At 61.9% G+C, this 19,084-nt stretch carries 12 protein-coding genes; 8 read left to right on the top strand and 4 right to left on the bottom strand.

The window, feature by feature from the left end:
- Positions 1 to 62 precede the first annotated feature (62 nt).
- The 4 genes from PRZ03_RS00690 to PRZ03_RS00675 are packed head-to-tail and all read right to left on the bottom strand — an operon-like array spanning position 63 to position 4,232.
- Positions 63 to 452 carry a VOC family protein gene (locus tag PRZ03_RS00690; protein ID WP_273598555.1) on the bottom strand — a complete coding sequence of 130 codons (390 nt, stop codon included), beginning with the start codon at positions 450 to 452 and terminating at the stop codon, positions 63 to 65.
- A 37-nt stretch (positions 453 to 489) separates the two neighbouring features.
- A complete protein-coding gene (locus PRZ03_RS00685) occupies positions 490 to 2,190 on the bottom strand; it encodes an ABC transporter ATP-binding protein (protein ID WP_273598554.1) in 1,701 nt (566 codons plus the stop codon).
- Between the two features lie 7 nt (positions 2,191 to 2,197).
- Positions 2,198 to 3,250 (bottom strand): ABC transporter permease, encoded by a 1,053-nt coding sequence (locus PRZ03_RS00680; protein ID WP_273598553.1) that lies wholly within the window; start codon positions 3,248 to 3,250, stop codon positions 2,198 to 2,200.
- Positions 3,251 to 3,293: 43 nt separating this feature from the next.
- Positions 3,294 to 4,232 (bottom strand): ABC transporter permease, encoded by a 939-nt coding sequence (locus PRZ03_RS00675; protein ID WP_263532934.1) that lies wholly within the window; start codon positions 4,230 to 4,232, stop codon positions 3,294 to 3,296.
- Between the two features lie 308 nt (positions 4,233 to 4,540).
- Between PRZ03_RS00675 and PRZ03_RS00670 the strand changes: the two genes are divergently transcribed.
- From PRZ03_RS00670 to PRZ03_RS00635, 8 genes are all read left to right on the top strand, one after another.
- On the top strand, positions 4,541 to 6,379 hold the full coding sequence (locus PRZ03_RS00670; protein WP_273598552.1) for an ABC transporter substrate-binding protein: 1,839 nt from the start codon (positions 4,541 to 4,543) through the stop codon (positions 6,377 to 6,379).
- Between the two features lie 46 nt (positions 6,380 to 6,425).
- On the top strand, positions 6,426 to 7,988 hold the full coding sequence (locus PRZ03_RS00665) for a diguanylate cyclase domain-containing protein (RefSeq protein ID WP_273598551.1): 1,563 nt from the start codon (positions 6,426 to 6,428) through the stop codon (positions 7,986 to 7,988).
- 212 nt (positions 7,989 to 8,200) lie between these two features.
- Positions 8,201 to 10,003 carry an ABC transporter substrate-binding protein gene (locus tag PRZ03_RS00660; protein WP_273598550.1) on the top strand — a complete coding sequence of 601 codons (1,803 nt, stop codon included), beginning with the start codon at positions 8,201 to 8,203 and terminating at the stop codon, positions 10,001 to 10,003.
- Between the two features lie 22 nt (positions 10,004 to 10,025).
- Entirely contained in the window at positions 10,026 to 11,849 is a 1,824-nt protein-coding gene (locus tag PRZ03_RS00655) for an ABC transporter substrate-binding protein (protein WP_273598549.1), read from the top strand.
- Positions 11,846 to 13,672 carry an ABC transporter substrate-binding protein gene (locus PRZ03_RS00650; protein WP_273598548.1) on the top strand — a complete coding sequence of 609 codons (1,827 nt, stop codon included), beginning with the start codon at positions 11,846 to 11,848 and terminating at the stop codon, positions 13,670 to 13,672. Before PRZ03_RS00655 ends, PRZ03_RS00650 begins: the two co-directional genes overlap by 4 nt.
- On the top strand, positions 13,669 to 15,468 hold the full coding sequence (locus PRZ03_RS00645) for an ABC transporter substrate-binding protein (protein WP_273598547.1): 1,800 nt from the start codon (positions 13,669 to 13,671) through the stop codon (positions 15,466 to 15,468). Before PRZ03_RS00650 ends, PRZ03_RS00645 begins: the two co-directional genes overlap by 4 nt.
- Positions 15,465 to 17,270, top strand: a complete 1,806-nt coding sequence (locus PRZ03_RS00640; protein ID WP_273598546.1) for an ABC transporter substrate-binding protein — start codon at positions 15,465 to 15,467, stop codon at positions 17,268 to 17,270. Before PRZ03_RS00645 ends, PRZ03_RS00640 begins: the two co-directional genes overlap by 4 nt.
- Positions 17,267 to 19,075 carry an ABC transporter substrate-binding protein gene (locus PRZ03_RS00635; RefSeq protein WP_273598545.1) on the top strand — a complete coding sequence of 603 codons (1,809 nt, stop codon included), beginning with the start codon at positions 17,267 to 17,269 and terminating at the stop codon, positions 19,073 to 19,075. Before PRZ03_RS00640 ends, PRZ03_RS00635 begins: the two co-directional genes overlap by 4 nt.
- Positions 19,076 to 19,084: the final 9 nt, after the last annotated feature.

The raw sequence follows: 19,084 nt of genomic DNA, 5'->3' as shown, positions 1-19,084 counted from the left end.
AAAGCTTCAAATAAGTAGCTTGATTACACAAAGAAGTCAGAAATAAATGAACCTGACCCCATTTAAAGGGCGGGTGGCTCCCAGAGTTCAACGCGGTTGCCTTCGGGGTCCATCACCCAGCCAAATTTTCCGAATTCGGAGGAGTCGGTCTTGGGGTCAACATCGCAGCCTTCGGCGCGCAGCGCGGCCAGCAGCGCGTCCAAGTCGGCGACGCGGTAATTGACCATGAACGCGGCCCGGCTGGGCGCGAAGTAGTCGGGCTCGGCGGCCGCGTCGAACACGCTCCAGACCGTCGAGCCATTCGGCTCGGGGCGTTCAGGCGTCTGCCATTGAAAGTTGCAACCGCCCCAGGCCTGGACCTCAATACCGAGATGATCGCGGTACCAAGCGCGCAGAGCGTCCGGGTCACGCGCTTTGAAGAAAATACCGCCGATACCGGTGACTCGCTTCATCGCATGCTCCGAACGCTAGGGGAAGGTGCTCTCCGACTCAAGCCGCCGCTGCTGCGGCCACATGGGCCGGGCCTTGGTAACCCTTGGGCACCGCACCCAGCAATTTGCGCGTGTACTCCTGCTTCGGGGCATTCAGCAGCGCCTGCGTCTCGCTTTGCTCGACCACATCGCCGTTCTGCATCACCAGCACTTCGTCGGAGATGAACTTCACCACGGCCAGGTCATGGCTGATGAAGACATAGCTGAGGCCAAACTCGTCCTGCAAGTCCTTCAGCAGATTGAGCACCTGGGCCTGCACCGACACGTCCAGCGCCGACACCGCTTCGTCCAGCACCAGCACCTCGGGGTTCAGCGTCAGGCAGCGCGCGATCGCAATGCGCTGACGCTGGCCGCCGGAGAACTCATGCGGGTACTTGTTCAGCACCGTGTCGTCCAGGCCGACCTTTTTCAGCAAGGCACTGGCACGCGCCAAGCGTTCGTCATGGTCCTTGCCAATCTTGTGGATCTCCATCGGCTCAACCAGGGTCTGACCAATCGTGAAGCGCGGGTTCAGCGAGGCATAGGGGTTCTGGAACACCACCTGGATGCGGCGGCGCATCTTTTGCCAGTCATTGCCGCTCATTTTCAGCAGGTCCTTGCCCTCGAACAGCACCTCGCCGCCGGTCGGCTCATGCAGGCGCAACAAGGTCAGACCCATGGTTGTCTTGCCCGAACCGGACTCGCCCACCACGCCCAAGGTGTAGCCCTTGCGCAGCTTGAAGTTCACTTCCTTGACGGCCTTGAACTCCTTTTGACCGAACAAGCCGCTCTTGAAGAAAAAGCTCTTCTTCAAGCCGCGCGCTTCCAGAATCACCGGTGCATTCGGGTCCTTGGCCTTGCCCGCACCTTCGTGCACCGTGCGGCCGGCGATATGGTCATCGATGACCATCAGCCGCGCCGGGTTCTCGGTCAGCGAAGGCCGGCAGGCCAGCAAGGCCTTGGTGTAGCTGTCTTGCGGATTGCTGAAGATCTCGGCAACGGGCGCCTTCTCGCGGATCTGGCCATGGCGCATCACCACCACCTGGTCGGAGATTTCTCCCACCACGCCGAGATCATGCGAGATGAACAGCAGCGCCATCTTGTGCGTCTCTTTGAGCTTGGCCATCAGCTCCATCACCTGGCGCTGGATCGTCACGTCCAACGCCGTGGTCGGCTCGTCGGCGATCAGCAGCTTAGGCGAGCATGCCAGTGCCACGGCAATCATCACGCGCTGCTGCTGGCCACCCGACATCTCATGCGGATAGTTGCCCAGGCGACGCTTGGGCTCGGGGATGCCGACCTCGTTGAGCAACTCCTCGGCCCGCACCAGCGCCTGCTTCTTGCTCATGCCCATATGCTTGATCAGCGGCTCCATGATCTGCGCGGCCACGGTAAACACCGGGTTCAGCGAAGTCATCGGGTCCTGGAATACGCAGGCAATGTCGCGGCCACGGATGGCCTGCAGCTCGCGCAGCGTGCACTGGCGCAAGTCCTGACCCTGAAACAGGATCTTGCCTTCGCGCTCGGCGTTATCCGGCAGCAGGTTGAGGATGGACATGGCCGTCACCGACTTGCCCGAGCCCGACTCGCCCACCAGCGCGACGGTCGAGTTCTCGGGGATGTCAAAGCTGATGCCTTTGACGGCCAATGCGCGCTGCATCTGGCCGTCGACCTTGCCCATGCGGAAGGAGACTTTTAGGTCTTGAATACTCAGTAGCATTTTCAAATCACTCCAGGCCGCGCAACTTTGGATCCAGCGCATCGCGCAAGGCATCGGTGAACAGCGCAAACGCGGTCACAAAGATGGCCATCAAGCCGGTCACTGCCGCCAACTGCCACCAGTAGCCCAGGATCAATTCGCTCTGCGACTCGCTCAGCATCGTGCCCCAGGACACCTGGTCCACGCCGACGCCCAGGCCCAGATAGGACAGGATCACCTCGCTCTTGATGAAGCCCACCACATGCAGCGACAACTGCACCAGCGCCACATGCGAAACGTTAGGGAGGATGTGCTTGAACATGCGCGAGTAACGCGAAGCGCCGATGGCTTCTGCGGCGCGCACATATTCGCGCACCGAATGCTTCATGAACTCAGCGCGGATCAAGCGGTAAATACCGGGCCAACCGGCCAGACCCAGAATCATCACCACCGACATCACGCCGCGCCCGAAGATCACCGCAAACGCGAAGATCAGCAAGATGCTCGGGATGGCGGTGAAGACGTTGTAGAGCCACTCCAGAAAGTCGCCCACGCGGCCGCCGAAAAAGCCCGACAGCGCGCCCAGCACCACGCCAATGATGGTGGCAACCACGGCCGCCAAAACGCCGACCATGATGGACACCTCGGCGCCCTTGATCGCCTTGGACAGCACATCGCGGCCCAGGCGGTCGCCGCCCATCGGCAGCGTCTCGGCCTTCACCGTCACCTCGGTCTTGTAGGCCTTGGCGCGCTCTTCCCATTCCTTGTACTTGGGCGCGAGCGGGTCGATATCGCTGAGGTCCACATTCGGGCCCTTGGGCGCAACAATGGCACTGGTCGCTTCGGCCGGGGCCGGGCCGATAAAGGTCGGCGGCGCGTTCGGCACGCCGACTTCTTTTTGCCAGTTCTTGGCAATCAAGCCGGTGCTGGAAGCCGCCACCATCAAGAGGAAGAAGCCCACGATCACCATGGACACCATGCCAACCTTGTCACTGCGCAGGCGTCGCCAGGACGCGGCCCAGACGCCTTCGGATTTGCCGGCTTTGGCCGCAACTGGGTTTGACGAAATCACTGCACTCATTTCGCATCTCCGAAGCGGAATGAAACTGAAGAATTCTGGAGTTTCATTTCAGCACCACCCGCGGATCCACCAGCTTGTAGAGCAGGTCGGTAATCAAGTTCACCACCATGGTCAGGAAGGCGATGTAAATCGCAAACGCCTGAATGACGGGATAGTCACTGCGGTTCACCGCCAGCAAAATTTCACGGCCCAGGCCGGGGATGGAGAAGAACACTTCGAGCAAGAAGCTGCCGACAAACACGCCCGGCAAAGCCACCGAGATATTCGTCATGATGGGAATCATCGCGTTGCGCAAGACATGCTTCATCAGGATGGTGCCCTCGGTCATGCCCTTGGCGCGCGCGGTGCGCACATAGTCATGGCCGATTTCATCCAGGAAGAAGGTGCGGTACAGCCGCGTGTAAGGCGCGATCGCGACGGCCACCGCCACCATCACGGGCAGCGGCGCATAGGTGGTCAGGTTGGTCCAGACGCTGTCGGTCCAGCCCTGCACCGGGAACCAGCCCAGGCGGAAGGCGAACACATATTGGCCCACGATCACGTAGACCAGCAGCGAGATCGACACCGCCACCGTGCTCAGAATCATCACCGTGCGGTCGGTCAGGCTGCCGCGCACCGAGGCCACGGCCAAGGCGAAAGGAATGGCGATCAGCACTTCGAGAATCAAGATCGGCAGCATCACCGTCAGCGTGGCCGGCAAGCGGCTGCTGAACAGGCTGGCCACCGACTCATTGGTGGCCCAGCTCTTGCCCCAGTCAAAGGTGACGATCTGCTTGATGAAGATCCACAGCTGCTCCAGCACCGGCTTGTTCAGGCCCAGTTGCTCGCGGATCGCGTCTATCTGTTCGGCACTCGCATTCAGGCCACCGAGGATCTCGGCGGGATCACCACCGAAGAACTTGAAAAGAAAGAACACCAGCAGCACGACACCGAGCAAGGTCGGGATCATTTGCCACAAGCGTCTGAATAGGTAGGCCAGCATCGCTGTTGGTTCTCCGTAAAGAAAGACGTCGCAGATTCGACAAAATTGCTTCCCGGCGGGCTGATGGCCCACAAGGCTTGCGAAAAGAAAAACTGGCGCGAGTCTAGTCGACTTGAGCGCCACTGCTCACCGGGTTTTGCCCTTGTCGCCCCCTGAATTGAGGGCCGGGTTCGAGCAAAACTGAGACATGTTTCGAGAATTCATGGGGCTTTCGGGCCGCTTTGGCGGCGGCAATGCCATTTGCGCATGAGCATTGCCGCAGCCCAGGCACTAGACTGCGCGGCTCCCCAAGTCAGTGACGACAAGAAATGATGCGATCCACCCTGAAGCGCGCCGCTGCCTGCTTGCTGGCCCTGAACAGCCTGCCCTTGCTGGCCCAAGAAGCACAGCCCGCCCCGCAGACCCACCAGCCCGTGAAATCCCTTCGCTACGCGTTTCGCGCCGCCGAGACCGGCTTCGACCCGGCACAGATCTCCGACAGCTATTCCAAGGCGGTTGCGGCCGGCATCTTCGACGCGCCGCTGGAGTTTGAATATCACACCCGCCCGGCCAAGCTGCGCCCCAACACCCTGGTCGCCATGCCCGAAGTCTCGGCCGATTTCAAGACGCTGACCTTCGAGTTGAAGCCCGGCATCTTCTTCAGCGACGACCCGGCCTTTGGCGGCAAAAAACGCGAACTGATCGCCGCCGACTACATCTATTCCATCAAGCGCCATTACGACCCGCAGTGGAAGAGCCCCAATCTCTACCTGCTTGAAAACGTCAAGATCCTGGGCGCCTCGGAGCTGCGCAAAGAGCTGATGGCGGCCAAAAAGCCGTTTGACTATGACCGGCCGGTCGAAGGCCTGAAGGTGCTGGACCGCTACCGCTTCCAGATCAAGCTCGGTGTCGGCGACCCACGCTTCATCAACCAGTTCGCCGATGCCGGCTTCCTCGGCGCGGTGGCGCGCGAGGTGGTGGAGATGTATGGCAGCAAGATCATGGAGCACCCGGTCGGCACCAATGCCTGGCGCCTGGGTGAATGGCGCCGCAGCTCACAAATCGTGCTGGAGAAGAACCCCAATTACCGCGAAGTGCGCTATGCGGAAAGCCCGCCGGCCGACAACCCGGCCCTGGCCGCGCAAGTGGCCAAGCTGCAGGGGCAGCGCCTGCCGCTGGTAGACCGCGTCGTGATCGCCATCATCGAGGAGCCGCAGCCGCGCTGGCTGTCCTTCCTGAACGGCGAAAAGGACGTGATCGAGGAAGTGCCGGCCGACTTCGCCACCATCGCCATGCCGAACAACAAATTGGCGCCGAACCTGACCAAGCGCGGCATACAAATGACGCGCTACCCGCGCGCCGACGTGGCCTTCACCTACTTCAATATGGAAGACCCGGTGATTGGCGGCTACACGCCAGAGAAAATTGCGCTGCGCCGCGCGATCTCCTTGGGCTCGGACATCGACAAGCAAATCCGCCTGGCCCGCCGCGGCCAAGCCGTGCCTTCGCATGGGCCGATCGCACCCGGCACCTTCGGCTTCGATCCAGCCTTCAAGTCCGAAATGGGCGAATACAACCTCGCCAAGGCCAAGAGCCTGCTGGACCTCTATGGCTATGTCGACCAAGACGGCGACGGCTGGCGCGATCAGCCCGATGGCTCAGCGCTGAAACTGGAATACGCCACCCAGCCCGACAGCACGAATCGCCAGCTCAATGAGCAATGGCAGCAGACCATGAATGCGCTGAAGATCCGCATCAAGTTCAAGACCGCCAAATGGCCGGAGAACCTCAAGTCGGCCAATGCCGGCAAGCTGCAGATGTGGGGCGTGTCCTGGGTCGCCACCGCGCCCGATGGCGACACCTTTTTGGCGCTGGGCGACGGGGCCGCCAAGGGCAAGGCCAACAAGGCGCGCTTTGATTTGCCGGCCTTCAATGCGCTCTACAACAAGCAAAAAGCAATGCCGGACGGCCCGGAGCGCCAAGCCGTGATGGCCGAGGCCGCCAAGCTGATGGTGGCCTATATGCCTTACAAGACAGAGGTGCACCGCGTCTTCACCGATATGGCCCAGCCCTGGGTGATCGGCTACAACCGCAATGTGTTTGTGCGCGATTTTTGGAAATATGTCGACATCGACACCGAGGCATTGAGCCAATCGCAAGCAAAATGAGTCCGGTCGGGTCGCTGATTGAAGCGGCCCCGTTTCGGAGCTCTGGATGGGTATTCGGTTCAAGCTGCTATTGACCTTTGTCTTGGGCTTCGGCCTGATGGCCTTGGTCAGCTTGAATTTGTTGCAAGGCAGCCTTGAGGCCAGCTACCAGAGCATAGAAAAGCGTGAACTGGCCTCGCATGTCAGTCGGCTGGTGCAAAGCATAGAGTCCGAGCTCGAGCACCTGAACAGCTTGACCCGTGACTGGGCCGTCTGGTCCGAGATGTACCGTTTCGTCCAGCAACCAGACCCGGCCTGGGCGCAAGACAGTTTGGGCCCGCAAGCGCTGGTGACCGCGGACCTGTCCTTGATCATGGTGTACGACCGGCAGGGGCGCTTGGTGCACTTCAACACCAACCCTCGGCTGAACCGCCCAGCCGGCGAGACCCCGGTTTGGCTTGAACAGCAGATCAAGCCCTATATCGCCCTGATCAAGGATGGCCATGCCGCCCCGACCTGCGGTTTGATGAAAGCCGAAATCGGCTTGATGCTCGGCTGCTGGGCGCATATCCGCCGCAGTGATGCCAGCGGCGAGTTCTCGGGCTCGGTCGTGATGGGGCGGCTTTTGGATGCCGACTTGCTGGCCAAGCTCAGCAAGCAAACCCGGCTGCCCTTCCAGTTGGAGGCCCCTGCCGAGGCCAAACCGGACATGCTGGTTTGGCCCGACTTTGTCGCCGCCAGCTTGCTAGGCTCGGGGGAGGTTCGAAGCAGCGAGTCCCCCGGCCTCTACCACCTGGCCCTGCCGGTGCAAGACCTGCTCAAGCGCGATGTGGCGCAGTTGGCCTTGTCGGTCCCGCGCGATGTCCATGCGCAAGGCCTGCTGGTCTATCAGCAGGTACGCAGGCAGTTGCTGTGGACCGCGCTGGTCATGGCCTGCCTGATGGCCGTCGCCGTCCACCTGCTGCTGGTGAGGCGCCTGCGCCGATTTACCCGCCAGTTGGTCACACTGGCCAAGACGCAGACCTGGAAGACCCGCATCAAGGTGAGCGGCGCGGACGAACTCAGCACCTTGTCGGGCCATGTCAATCACCTGCTGAGCCTGATCGAAACCCAGGTTGACAGCCTGCAGCAACTCAGCCTGACCGACGCCCTGACGGGCTTGACCAATCGGCGCGGCTTCGATGAGCGCTTGGCGCTGGAGCTGTCCAATAAATGCCGGGGCGAGCGCAAGCTGGCCTTGCTGATGCTGGATGTGGACCATTTCAAGCTCTACAACGACCACTACGGCCACCCCGCCGGTGATGCGGCGCTGAAGCTGGTGGCCCAGGTCTTGCAGGCTGCGCTGCGTCGGGGCGGCGACATGGCCGCTCGCATAGGCGGAGAAGAATTCGCGCTGCTGCTGCCCGAAACCGATGCAGAAGGCGCGCAAGAAGTCGTCAAGCGCCTGCGTCAGCATCTGCAGCAACTGGCATTGCCGCATGCAGCCTCGCCGGTTGCGCCCATCCTCAGCCTCAGTGTGGGCATCGCTTTAGCGGCCGACGAATCGCCGGCCGCCCTGATGGCCCGGGCCGACCAGGCGCTCTATCAAGCCAAACAAGACGGCCGCGACCGGGCCGTGCTGGCCGAATAGGCTGCGCCTTCCCTCCCTGCCGCCCTCACACCCTCGGGTTCGACTGCATGGCGGCCGACTCATTCAGGCCGTAGACTGCGGGCCTGAACCATCCACCCGATAAAGGGCCGAAGCGATGGTTCTTTGGCAACCCAATGCGCGCCGGGCTCACAAGGTCACCGGCGCGTTTCTTTAAGCAAGGAGTCATCGTGGCGCGACCCTGGGCGGCAATCATGCTGTACACAGCTTCCATGCTGATGCCAGGCCTTGCCTTGGCCGAGGCCAGCGCTGGCGAGCCCAAAGTACAGCCCAAAGTGCTTCGCTACGCCTTTCGCATCGCCGAAACCGGCTTTGACCCGGCGCAAATCTCCGACCTCTACTCCCGCATCATTGCCGGCGGCATTTTTGATGCGCCTCTGCAATACGAGTACCTGGCCCGCCCTGTACGGCTTCGGGCCGCCACGGCGGAGGCGCTGCCTGAGATCTCGGCCGACTTCAAGACCCTGACCTTTCGCATCAAACCCGGCATCTATTTCAACGACGACCCGGCGTTTGAGGGCAAAAAGCGCGAACTGACCGCCGCCGACTATGTCTATTCGCTCAAGCGCCATTTCGACCCACGCTGGAAGAGCCCCAATCTCTATTTGTTCGAAATCGCCCGCATCCCGGGCCTGAACGAGTTGCGCCAAGAAGCGCTCAAGCGCAAGACCCCGTTTGATTACGCCCGCCCGGTCGCCGGCCTGACGCTGATCGACCGCTACACCTTCCAGGTCCGCACCGAAGCCGGCGACCCTCGTTTCGTCAACCACTTTGCCGACCCTTCGACCATGGGCGCGGTCGCGCATGAAGTGGTCGAACGCTACGGCGACAAAATCATGGCCCACCCGGTCGGCACCGGCGCCTGGGCCTTGACCGAATGGCGGCGCAGCTCACGCATGGTGCTGGAGAAGAACCCCAACTTCCGCGATCTACGCTATGACGAACAGCCGCCCGCCGACAAGCCGCGCCTGGTGGCCCAGGCCGCGCTGCTGCAGGGCCGCAAACTGCCGATGATCGACCGGGTCGAAATCGCCATCATTGAAGAAAACCAGCCGCGCTGGCTGTCCTTCTTACAGCGCGAGGCGGATATGGTCGAAGAGGTGCCGAATGAATACGCGCCGATTGCCTTCCCGAACAACAAACTCGCCCCCAATCTCGCCAAGATGGGCCTGCAGATGGTGCGTTATGCGCGCGCCGATGTGGCGAAATCCTACTTTAATATGGAAGACCCCACGGTCGGCGGCTACACGCCCGCGAAGATCGCGCTACGCCGAGCGATTGCGCTGGCCATCGATGTTGACAAGGAGATCCGCCTGCCCCGCCGTGGCCAGGCGATCGCCGCCCAAGGGCCGATCAGCCCCGGCGTGTTCGGTTTTGTGCCCACCCTCAAAACCAGCATGAGCGAACATGACCTCGCCCGCGCCAAGGCCCTGCTGGATCTCTACGGCTATGTGGACGCCGATGGCGACGGCTGGCGCGATAAGCCGGACGGCAGCGATTTGACAATCGAATATGCGACCGAGCAAGACGGCGAGAAGCGTGCGCTGGCCGAGCTGTGGCAAAAAGCGATGGATGCGATCCAGGTACGCATCAAGTTCCGCCACGCCAAATGGCCGGAGAACCTGAAGGCCTCGACCGCCGGCAAGCTGATGATGTGGTACGTCGGTTGGACCGCGGCCTCACCCGATGGCGACACCTTTCTGGCGCTGGGCTACGGGCCCAACAAGGGCCAGTCCAACAAGGCCCGCTTCGATCTGCCGGCCTATAACGCCTTGTATGAAGCCCAGAAAAAGCTCCCCAACGGCCCCGAGCGCTTAGCCCTGATGACCGAGGCGCAGAAGTTGATGGTGGCCTATATGCCGATCAAGCTGCATGTGCACCGCGTCTACACCGACATCATGCAGCCCTGGGTGCTCGGCTATGAGCGCAACGCCTTTGTGCGCGACTTCTGGAAATACATTGACATCGACGCCGATGCCTTGGCTGCGGCCAAATAAACCAACCGTCTTGCTGCTCCTTATGAACGTAGATCTTTCCCTTCGTTGCCGCGCCTTGCTGCTATTGCTATGCCTGCTTGGCAGCGCGCGTCTTGCCGCTTCCGAAGTCAGTGACACCAGCCCCAAGGTCTTGCGCTATGCCTTTCGCGTCTCCGAGACCGGCTTTGACCCGGCCAAGGTCACCGACATCTATTCGCGCATCGTCACCTCGCATATCTTCGAAGGCCTCTACACCTATGACCATCTGGCCCGGCCAGCCAAGCTCAAGCCCTTGACGGCGGCCGCCCTGCCCGAGGTCAGCGCCGACTTCAAGACCTGGACGATTCGCATCCAGCCCGGCATCTACTTTGCGGACGACCCGGCCTTCAAGGGCAAAAAACGCGAGCTGACCGCCGCCGACTATGTCTATTCCTTCAAGCGTTTTGCCGACCCGTATACCAACAGTCCGACCTGGGACGGCCTGGAAGAAAACCATCTCTTGGGCTTGAACGAATACCGCGCACAAGTACAAAAGAGCAAGCAGCCCTTTGACTACGACAAACCTATCGAAGGCTTGCGCGCGCTGGATCGCTACACCCTTCAAATCAAGCTGGGCAAATCCCGGCCGCGCTTTGACCAGAACTTGGCCGACGGGAGCCTGCTTGGCGCGGTGGCGCGCGAGGTGATCGAAGCCTACCCGGAGCACAGCAGCGAGCATCCGGTCGGCACCGGGCCCTTCCAGCTGGCCTCTTGGCGGCGCAGCTCGCAAATCAATCTGGACAAAAACCCCGGCTACCGGGAGCGTTACTACGATGCCGAACCGAACGCCGACGACGCCGAGGGTCAGGCTTTGCTGGCGCGCTTCAAGGGCCGACGCATCCCAATGATCGACCGGGTGGAGGTCGCCATCATTGAAGAAAATCAGCCGCGCTGGCTGTCCTTTTTGGACGGGCAGTTCGATCTGCTGGACCGCACGCCCGAGGACTTCATCAACCAGGCGATGCCGGGTGGCAAGCTGGCCCCGAATTTGGTCAAGAAAGGCATACAGAGTTTTCGCGTCGTGACGTCGGATGTGTTGTTCACCGTCTTCAATCTGGAGGACCCGGTCGTCGGCGGCTATAGCCCAGAGCGCGTGGCGCTGCGCCGGGCCATCTCGCTGGGCACCGACTCGGAGCGCGAAATCCGCATCGTGCGGCGCGGCCAGGCGATCAGCGCACAGTCCATCATGCTGCCGCACACGACAGGCTATGACGCCAGTTTCAAGAGCGAGAGCGGCGAGTACGACCCGGCCAAGGCCAAGGCGCTGCTGGACCTGTATGGCTTTATTGACCGCGACGGCGACGGCTTTCGCGAGCAGCCCGACGGCAGCCCGCTGGTGCTGGAAAGCCTGACCACGCCCGAGCAGTTCCAACGCCAGATTGACCAGATCTGGCAAAAGTCACAGGCCGCCATCGGCATCAAGGTGCAGTTCAAGACCGCCAAATGGCCGGAGAACCTCAAGGCCATGCGCGCCGGCAAGTTCCAGATCTGGTCGCTGGCCAGTTCGGCCGCTGCGCCGGACGGGCAAGATGCGCTGGGCTTTTTCTTCAGCGAGCGCATTGGCGGGCAAAATTACGCGCGCATCAATTTGAAGTCGCTCGATGATCTGTACAACCAAACCAACGCCTTGCCAGACGGGCCGGAACGTTTGGCCCTGTTCACCGAGTTGAAGCGCCTGGGCGCGGCTTATGCGCCCTACCGCCCACGCGGCCACCGCATCATCACCGACCTGGCGCACGCGCAGCTGCTCGGCTATCGGCGGCCACAGTTTTGGTTGAATTTTTGGGAATATGTGGACGTCGATGAGCGTCTGCGCTTAGTCAAATGAAATACACCGTGAAGCTACTAACTTTTTTATTGAGCGCAAGCCTGACGGCGCTCGCAGTGCCCGTGCGGGCCGAGCCCGATGTAACGCCGCCGCCCGCCAAGGCTTTACGTTATGCCTTCCCGATCGCCGAGACCGGCTTTGACCCTTCTCAGCTCAGCGATATCTATTCGCGCACCGTCACCGCCGGCATCTTCGAGGCTCTGTACCGCTACGACCATCTGGCGCGGCCGGTACAGATCAAGCCCTTGGTGGCTGCGGCCCTGCCGGAGATGTCGGAAGACTTCCGCAGCTTCACCATCAAGATCCAGCCCGGCATCTACTTCGCCGACGACGCCGCCTTCAAGGGCAAAAAGCGCGAGCTGACCGCGCAGGACTTTGTCTACAGCTTCAAGCGCTTTGCGGACCCGGCGCTGAAGAGCCCGGGCTGGAGTTCGCTGGAAGAAGCCGATCTGGTCGGGCTGACCGCTTTGCGCAAGCAGGCGCTCGACGGTAAAAAACCCTTTGACTATGACAAAGAGATCGAAGGCCTGCGGGCGCTGGACCGCTACACCCTGCAATTCAAGACGGTCAAGCCGCGCCCACGCTTGATCGAAACCATTCTGACCGGCAGTGACCTCTACGGCGCCTTGGCCCGCGAGGTGGTCGAGCATTACGGCGACAAGGTCGGCGAGCACCCGGTCGGCACCGGGCCGTTCAAGTTGGGCGAGTGGCGGCGCAGCTCACGCATCGTGCTGGAGAAAAACCCCGACTACCGCGAGCGCTTCTATGACGCCGAGGCCTCGCCGGGCGATGCCGAAGGCTTGGCGATGCAAGAAAAATTCAAGGGTCGGCGCATTCCGATGCTGGACCGGGTCGAGATCGCCATCATCGAAGAGGTGCAGCCGCGCTGGCTGTCCTTCTTGAATGGCGAAAAAGACTTTCTGGAGCGCGTGCCGGCCGAGTTCATCAGTCAGGCCATGCCCAATGGCAAGGTCGCGCCGAATCTGGCCAAGAAGGGTGTGCAGGGCTTTCGCATCGTGGGGCCGGACGTGGGCCTGACGACCTTCAATATGGATGACCCAATTGTCGGCGGCATGGAGCCGGCCAAGATTGCGCTGCGCCGCGCCATCAGCCTGGCGATTGATGTACCGCGCGAGATCAACTTGGTCCGTCGCGGCCAGGCGGTGCAAGCGCAGTCCCCGATCGTGCCGCACACCACCGGCTACTCGGCCGACTACAAATCCGAAACCGGCGACTATGACCCGGCCCGCGCCAAGGCCTTGCTCGATCTGTACGGCTATGTGGACGCGGATGGCGACGGCTGGCGTGACTTGCCTGACGGCAGCCCCTTGCTGCTGATCCGCAATACCCAGCCCGACAATGCCTCGCGCCAGCTCGACGAGCTGTGGCAGAAGAACCTCAGCGCCATCGGCATCAAAACCCAGTTCAAGACGGCCAAATGGCCCGAGAACCTGAAGAGCGCACGCGGCGGCAAATTCATGATCTGGGGCGTGGCGTCCGCAGCCTCGCAGCCCGATGCACAGAGCGCCTTGCAGCGCCTGTATGGCCCGGCCACCGGCGGGCAAAACTTGGCGCGCTTCAAGCTGGCCGAGTTCGACAAGCTCTACGATCAAATGGCCGCCATGGCCGACGGCCCTGAGCGCGAGGCACTGCTGCTCAAAGCCAAGCGCATCTCCACCGCCTATATGCCTTACAAGCAGCACACCCACCGCATCTTGACCGATATGGCGCAGGCCTCGGTACAGGGCTACCGCCGCCCGCTGTTCTGGCAGGACTGGTGGCAGTATGTGGACATTGATGAGAGCAAGCGGGCCTCGCAATGAAAGCCGCTCAGCTCGCAATCGCTTTGTTGATTGGTCTGCAGGCGCTGCTGGTTTCGGCGGCCGAGCCCGCCAAAGTCCTGCGTTATGCCTTCCCAATCGCCGAGACCGGTTTCGATCCGGCGCAGATCGATGACCTCTATTCCCGCACCATCACGGCGGCGATTTTTGAGTCGCTGTACCGCTATGACCACTTGGCCCGGCCGGTCAAGCTGGCACCGCTAGTTGCCGCGGCGATGCCGGAGGTGGCCAGCGACTTCAAGACCTTCACGGTGCGCATCAAGCCCGGCATCTACTTCGCCGCCGACCCCGCCTTCAAAGGCAAGCAGCGCGAATTGACCGCGCATGATTTCGTCTACAGCTACAAGCGTTTTGCCGACCCGGCCAACAAGAGCCCCGGTTGGAGCACCTTCGAGGAGGCCGGCCTCTTGGGTCTGGCGGCGCAACGCGATATGGCGGTGAAGGGCAAAAAGCCGTTTGATTACGCCCATGAAATCGAAGGCTTGCGCGCACTTGACCGCTACACGATCCAGTTCAGGGTCGAGCAAGCCCGGCCGCGCTTGGTCGAGATGATCATGACCGGCAGCGACATCGTCGGTGCGGTCGCGCGCGAGGTGGTCGAGGCCTATGGCGACAAGCTGAGCGAACATCCGGTCGGCACCGGCCCGTTCAAGCTTGGCCAATGGCGGCGCAGCTCCAAGATCGAACTGCTGCGCAACCCCGACTACCGAGAACGCTTTTACGACGCCGAGCCGGGCGCGGACGATAAAGAGGGTCAGGCCTTGCTGGCGCATTTCAAAGGCCGGCGCTTGCCGATGCTGGACCGCGTCGAGGTCGACATCATCGAAGAGGTGCAGCCGCGCTGGCTGGCTTTTCTGAACGCCGAGCATGATTTTCTGGAGCGCGTGCCGCCCGACTTCATCAGCCAGGCCATGCCAGGCGGCAAGTTGGCACCACATCTGGCCATGCGCGGCGTGCAGGCCTTTCGCACCGTCGGGCCGGACGCTTCGCTGACCGTCTTTAATATGGAGGACCCGATTATTGGCGGCATGGCGCCCGAGAAGATCGCCCTGCGCCGAGCCATCAGTTTGGGCATGGATGTGCCGCGCGAGATCAGCATGGTGCGGCGAGGCCAGGCGATCCCGGCACAAAGCCAGGTGGTGCCGCACACGACCGGCTACAGCGCCGAATTCAAGTCCGAAATGGGTGACTACGACCCTGTGCGTGCCAAGGCCTTGCTCGATCTCTATGGCTATATTGACCGCGACGGCGATGGCTGGCGCGAGCAGCCCGATGGTCAGAAATTGGTGCTGGTGCGCAATACCGAGCCCACCAATGCCAGCCGTCAAATGGACGAGTTGCTGCTGAAGAATATGCGGGCCATTGGTCTGAAGATCGAGTTCAAGACCGCCAAATGGCCAGAGAACATGAAGAGCGCGCGCGGCGGCAAATACATGATCTGGTTCCTCGGCTCGAGCGCCTCCGATCCCGACGGCTTGGGGCCCTTCCAGCGTCTCTACGGCCCAGCCATCGATGGGCAGAACTTATCGCGTTTCAAGAGCGCCGAGTTCGACCGACTCTACGAACAGATGCAAGGCATGGCCGATGGACCCGAGCGCGAGGCCTTGCTCCTGCAGGCCAAGCGCCTGGCCGTCTCCTATATGCCCAGCAAAGCCCATGTGCATCGCATCATCACCGACCTCGCCCAGCCCTGGCTGATCGGCTACCGCCGCGCGCTGTTCTGGCAGGACTGGTGGCAGTATGTAGACGTCGATGAAAGCAAGAGAAAGCCGCAGTGAAGATAGCTCGTTTATTCGCCCAAGCCGCACTGCTGATGATTTGCTTGCCGCTGCAGGCGAGCGAAAGTACCGCACCGCCCAAAGTGCTCAAGTACGCCTTCCAGATCGCCGAGACCGGCTTCGACCCGGCGCAGACCAGCGACACCTATTCGCAGACCATCACCTCGCATATCTTCGAGGCGCTGTACGCCTATGACTATCTGGCCGAGCCGGCCAAGCTCAGGCCGCTGACGGCTGCTGCCCTGCCCGAGGTGTCGGTCGACTTCAAGACCTGGACGGTCAAGCTCAAACCCGGCATCTTCTTTACCGACGATCCGGCCTTCAAGGGCAAGCCACGCGAGTTGGTGGCGGCCGACTATGTCTACACCTTCAAGCGCTTTGCCGACCCGGCAACCAAGAGCCCGACCTGGAACGCCATCGAAGAAATGGGCCTGCTGGGCCTGGGCGAGCTGCGCGAGCAAGCACTGAAGTCAAAGAAGCCCTTTGACTACGAGCGCGAGATCGAAGGCCTGCGCGCACTCGACCGCTACACCCTGCAGTTCAAGCTCAAGCACAGCCGGCCGCGCTTTGTCTTCGGCCTGGCGCAAAGCGGCCGAAGCGGCGTGGTGGCGCGCGAGGTGGTGGAAGCTTACGGCGCCGACATCACGGCCCACCCGGTCGGCACCGGCCCTTTTGTGCTGAAAGACTGGCGACGCAGCTCACGCATCGTGCTGGAGAAGAACCCCGCTTATCGTGAGCGTTATTACGAGGCCGAACCGGCCGCAGACGATGCCGAAGGCCAGGCCTTGCTGGCCCGCTTCAAGGGCCGGCGCATCCCGATGATTGACCGGGTCGAGATCGCCATCATCGAAGAGTCGCAGCCGCGCTGGCTCAGCTTTGTCGGCGGCGAGCATGATTTTCTCGACCGCGTACCACCCGAGTTTGTCAATGTGGCGCTGCCCAAGGGCAAGGTCGCGCCCAATTTGGCCAAGAAAGGCATTCAACTCTTTCGCGTGATGGGGGCCGAGAGCGCCTTCACCTTCTTCAATCTGGAAGACAAGACCTTGGGCGGCTACAGCGCCGACAAGGTTGCGCTGCGCCGAGCGATATCGCTGGCCATCGATATCCAGCGCGAGATCAACGGCGTGCGGCGAGGCCAGGCGGTACCGGCGCAGTCGATGATAGTGCCGCACACCTCGGGCTTCGATACGAGCTACAAGAGCACGAACAGCGATTTCGATGTGCCGCGCGCGCTGGCCCTGCTTGATCTGTATGGCTATGTCGACAAAGACGGCGACGGCTGGCGCGATATGCCGGACGGCTCACCCTTGGTGATCGAGGTGGCGACCCAGCCGGATGCGCTATCCCGTCAATATGACGAGTTATGGAAGCGCAACTTCAACAATGTGCAGATCCGCAGCAACTTCTTCCACGGCAAATGGCCGGAGCAATTGAAGCAGGCACGCGCCGGCAAGCTGATGCTGTGGACGCTAGCCGACACCGCGACCTCGCCCGATGGCATCGACCAGATGCTGCGCTTTTACAGCCCGGCCATCGGCGCGCGCAATTACGCGCGCTTCCGGTCGGCCGAATTCGATGCCATCTACGATCAATTGCAGGTCTTGCCCGATGGCCCCGAGCGCGAAGCACTGTTCCTGCAAGCCAAGCGCATCCAGGCGGCCATCGTGCCGGAGAAGACCAATGTGCACCGCATCGTCAATGACATGGCCCAACCCTGGTTGATCGGCTACCGTCGGCCGCTGTTTCGCTATGAGTTCTGGCATTTCGTCGACGTTGATGAGAGCCTGAGGACGCCTCGGTGAGAGCCGCTCGGCGTCGCAGTTTTCTGACCCAGAGTGCTGCGCTGGCGGGCGCTTGCTGGCTGCATTCGCCGGTCTTGGCGGCGGATAGGGTTCGCAAGAAAATCCTGCGCACCGAATTCAACTCGGCCGAGGTCGGGTTCGACCTGCCGCAGGTGTCGGACCAGACCTCGGTGACGATGGCCTCCAATATCTTCGAGCCGCCACTGACCTATGACTACCTGGCCCGCCCGGTGGTCTTGAAGCCGCTGACGGCGGCCGGCCTGCCCGAGGTATCGGCCGACCACAAGCATTTCATCTTCACGATCCGGCCCGGCATCTTTTTCAGCGATGACCCAGCTTTCAAGGGCAAAAGGCGGGAGTTGGTGGCCGAGGACTATGTCTTCAGCATCAAGCGCTTTTACGACCCGCGCATCAAGACCGAGCATCTGTATCAGTTCGAGACGGCCAAGGTCTTGGGTCTGTCGGAGCTGCGCAATGAGGCACTGAAGAGCAAGAAGGCCTTCAACTACGACCAGCCGGTGGCGGGCTTGCGCGCGCTCGACCGCTACCGCTTCGAGGTCCGGCTGGCCGAGCCGGACCCGCGCTTTGTGCACCTCTTTGCCAGCGCTAACTTCGCATCCGCCGTGGCCCGCGAAGTGGTTGAGGCTTACGGCGATGACATCGGTGCCCACCCGGTAGGCACTGGGCCCTTCCGGCTGAAGAGCTGGCGGCGCAGCTCGCTGATCGTGCTGGAGCGCAACCCGAATTTCCGCGAGCAGATGTTCGAGAGCGTCGGCGCGCCGGCCGGTCAGGCACAAGCCGAGCAAGTGGGGCGTTACCTCGCCGGCAAGAAATTACCACTGCTGGATGAGGTGCATATCAGCATCATCACCGAAAGCCAGCCGCGATGGCTGGCCTTTGCCGGCGGCGACCTGGACTTGGTGGAGATGCCCGTAGCCGTAGCGCGCTTGGCCATGCCGAACGGCCGGCTGGCACCGAATCTGAAAAAGCAGGGCGTGCAGGCTTATGCCTCGCATGGCGCCGACATTGCCTTCAGCTACTTCAATCTGGAGGACCCGCAGGTCGGCGGCTATACGCCAGAAAAGGTGGCGCTGCGTCGCGCCATCGTGCTGGCCTATGACAACGCCGAGGAGACGCGACTGGTCTTGCAGGGTCAAGCCTTGCCCGCGCAGTCCATGTTGCCGCCGCTGATCTATGGCCATGAGCCAGACTTGCGCAGCGAGGCCGGCATGACCGAACCGGTGCGTGCCCAGGCACTGCTGGACCTTTACGGCTATGACAAGCGCGACGCCGAAGGCTACCGCCTGCACCCGGACGGCAGCCCCTTGACCTTGCGTCGTGCCGGACGTGAGACGACGCGCGAGCGCCAACTGCACGAGCTGTGGAAAAAGCGCATGGACGCCGTCGGCCTGCGCATGGAATTCGAGACCGCCACCTTCGGCGAACTGATCAAGAAAGCCCTGGCCGGGCAGTTGATGATCTGGGGCTATACCTGGGACCTGGGCTCGCCCGACGGCGACTTCTTGCTCGGCATGGGCTACGGGCCGAACGCCGGGCAGTCCAACGATGCGCGCTTCCAGCTGCCCGCCTTCGACCGCTTGTACGAGCGTCAGCGCCTGCTTCCCGATGGCCCCGAGCGTTTGGCCCTGATGCACCAGGCAACACGCTTGATGCTGGCCTATCTGCCCTACCACCCGCACAACTACCCGGTGCGCGTCGATATGTGCAGCGCAGCCGTGCGAGGCTTCTTGCGCCACCCGTTCACGCGCGATCGCTGGCGTTTTGTGGATATCGTCGATTCATAACGCCCAAGT

Source organism: Roseateles albus, from assembly GCF_028595345.1.
Taxonomy (GTDB): Bacteria; Pseudomonadota; Gammaproteobacteria; order Burkholderiales; family Burkholderiaceae_C; genus Paucibacter_A; species Paucibacter_A albus.
Note: the sequence above shows the minus strand (reverse complement) of the source record. Positions and strands in the feature narration are given on the sequence as shown.

What these genes read in the sequence shown, in the direction of transcription:
- PRZ03_RS00665 (WP_273598551.1), top strand. Translation starts at nt 6,426, where the DNA reads ATGGGTATTCGGTTCAAGCTGCTATTGACCTTTGTCTTGGGCTTCGGC.
- PRZ03_RS00655 (WP_273598549.1), top strand. Translation starts at nt 10,026, where the DNA reads ATGAACGTAGATCTTTCCCTTCGTTGCCGCGCCTTGCTGCTATTGCTA.
- PRZ03_RS00645 (WP_273598547.1), top strand. Translation starts at nt 13,669, where the DNA reads ATGAAAGCCGCTCAGCTCGCAATCGCTTTGTTGATTGGTCTGCAGGCG.
- PRZ03_RS00650 (WP_273598548.1), top strand. Translation starts at nt 11,846, where the DNA reads ATGAAATACACCGTGAAGCTACTAACTTTTTTATTGAGCGCAAGCCTG.
- PRZ03_RS00685 (WP_273598554.1), bottom strand. Translation starts at nt 2,190, where the DNA reads ATGCTACTGAGTATTCAAGACCTAAAAGTCTCCTTCCGCATGGGCAAG.
- PRZ03_RS00660 (WP_273598550.1), top strand. Translation starts at nt 8,201, where the DNA reads ATGCTGTACACAGCTTCCATGCTGATGCCAGGCCTTGCCTTGGCCGAG.
- PRZ03_RS00675 (WP_263532934.1), bottom strand. Translation starts at nt 4,232, where the DNA reads ATGCTGGCCTACCTATTCAGACGCTTGTGGCAAATGATCCCGACCTTG.
- PRZ03_RS00680 (WP_273598553.1), bottom strand. Translation starts at nt 3,250, where the DNA reads ATGAGTGCAGTGATTTCGTCAAACCCAGTTGCGGCCAAAGCCGGCAAA.
- PRZ03_RS00670 (WP_273598552.1), top strand. Translation starts at nt 4,541, where the DNA reads ATGATGCGATCCACCCTGAAGCGCGCCGCTGCCTGCTTGCTGGCCCTG.
- PRZ03_RS00690 (WP_273598555.1), bottom strand. Translation starts at nt 452, where the DNA reads ATGAAGCGAGTCACCGGTATCGGCGGTATTTTCTTCAAAGCGCGTGAC.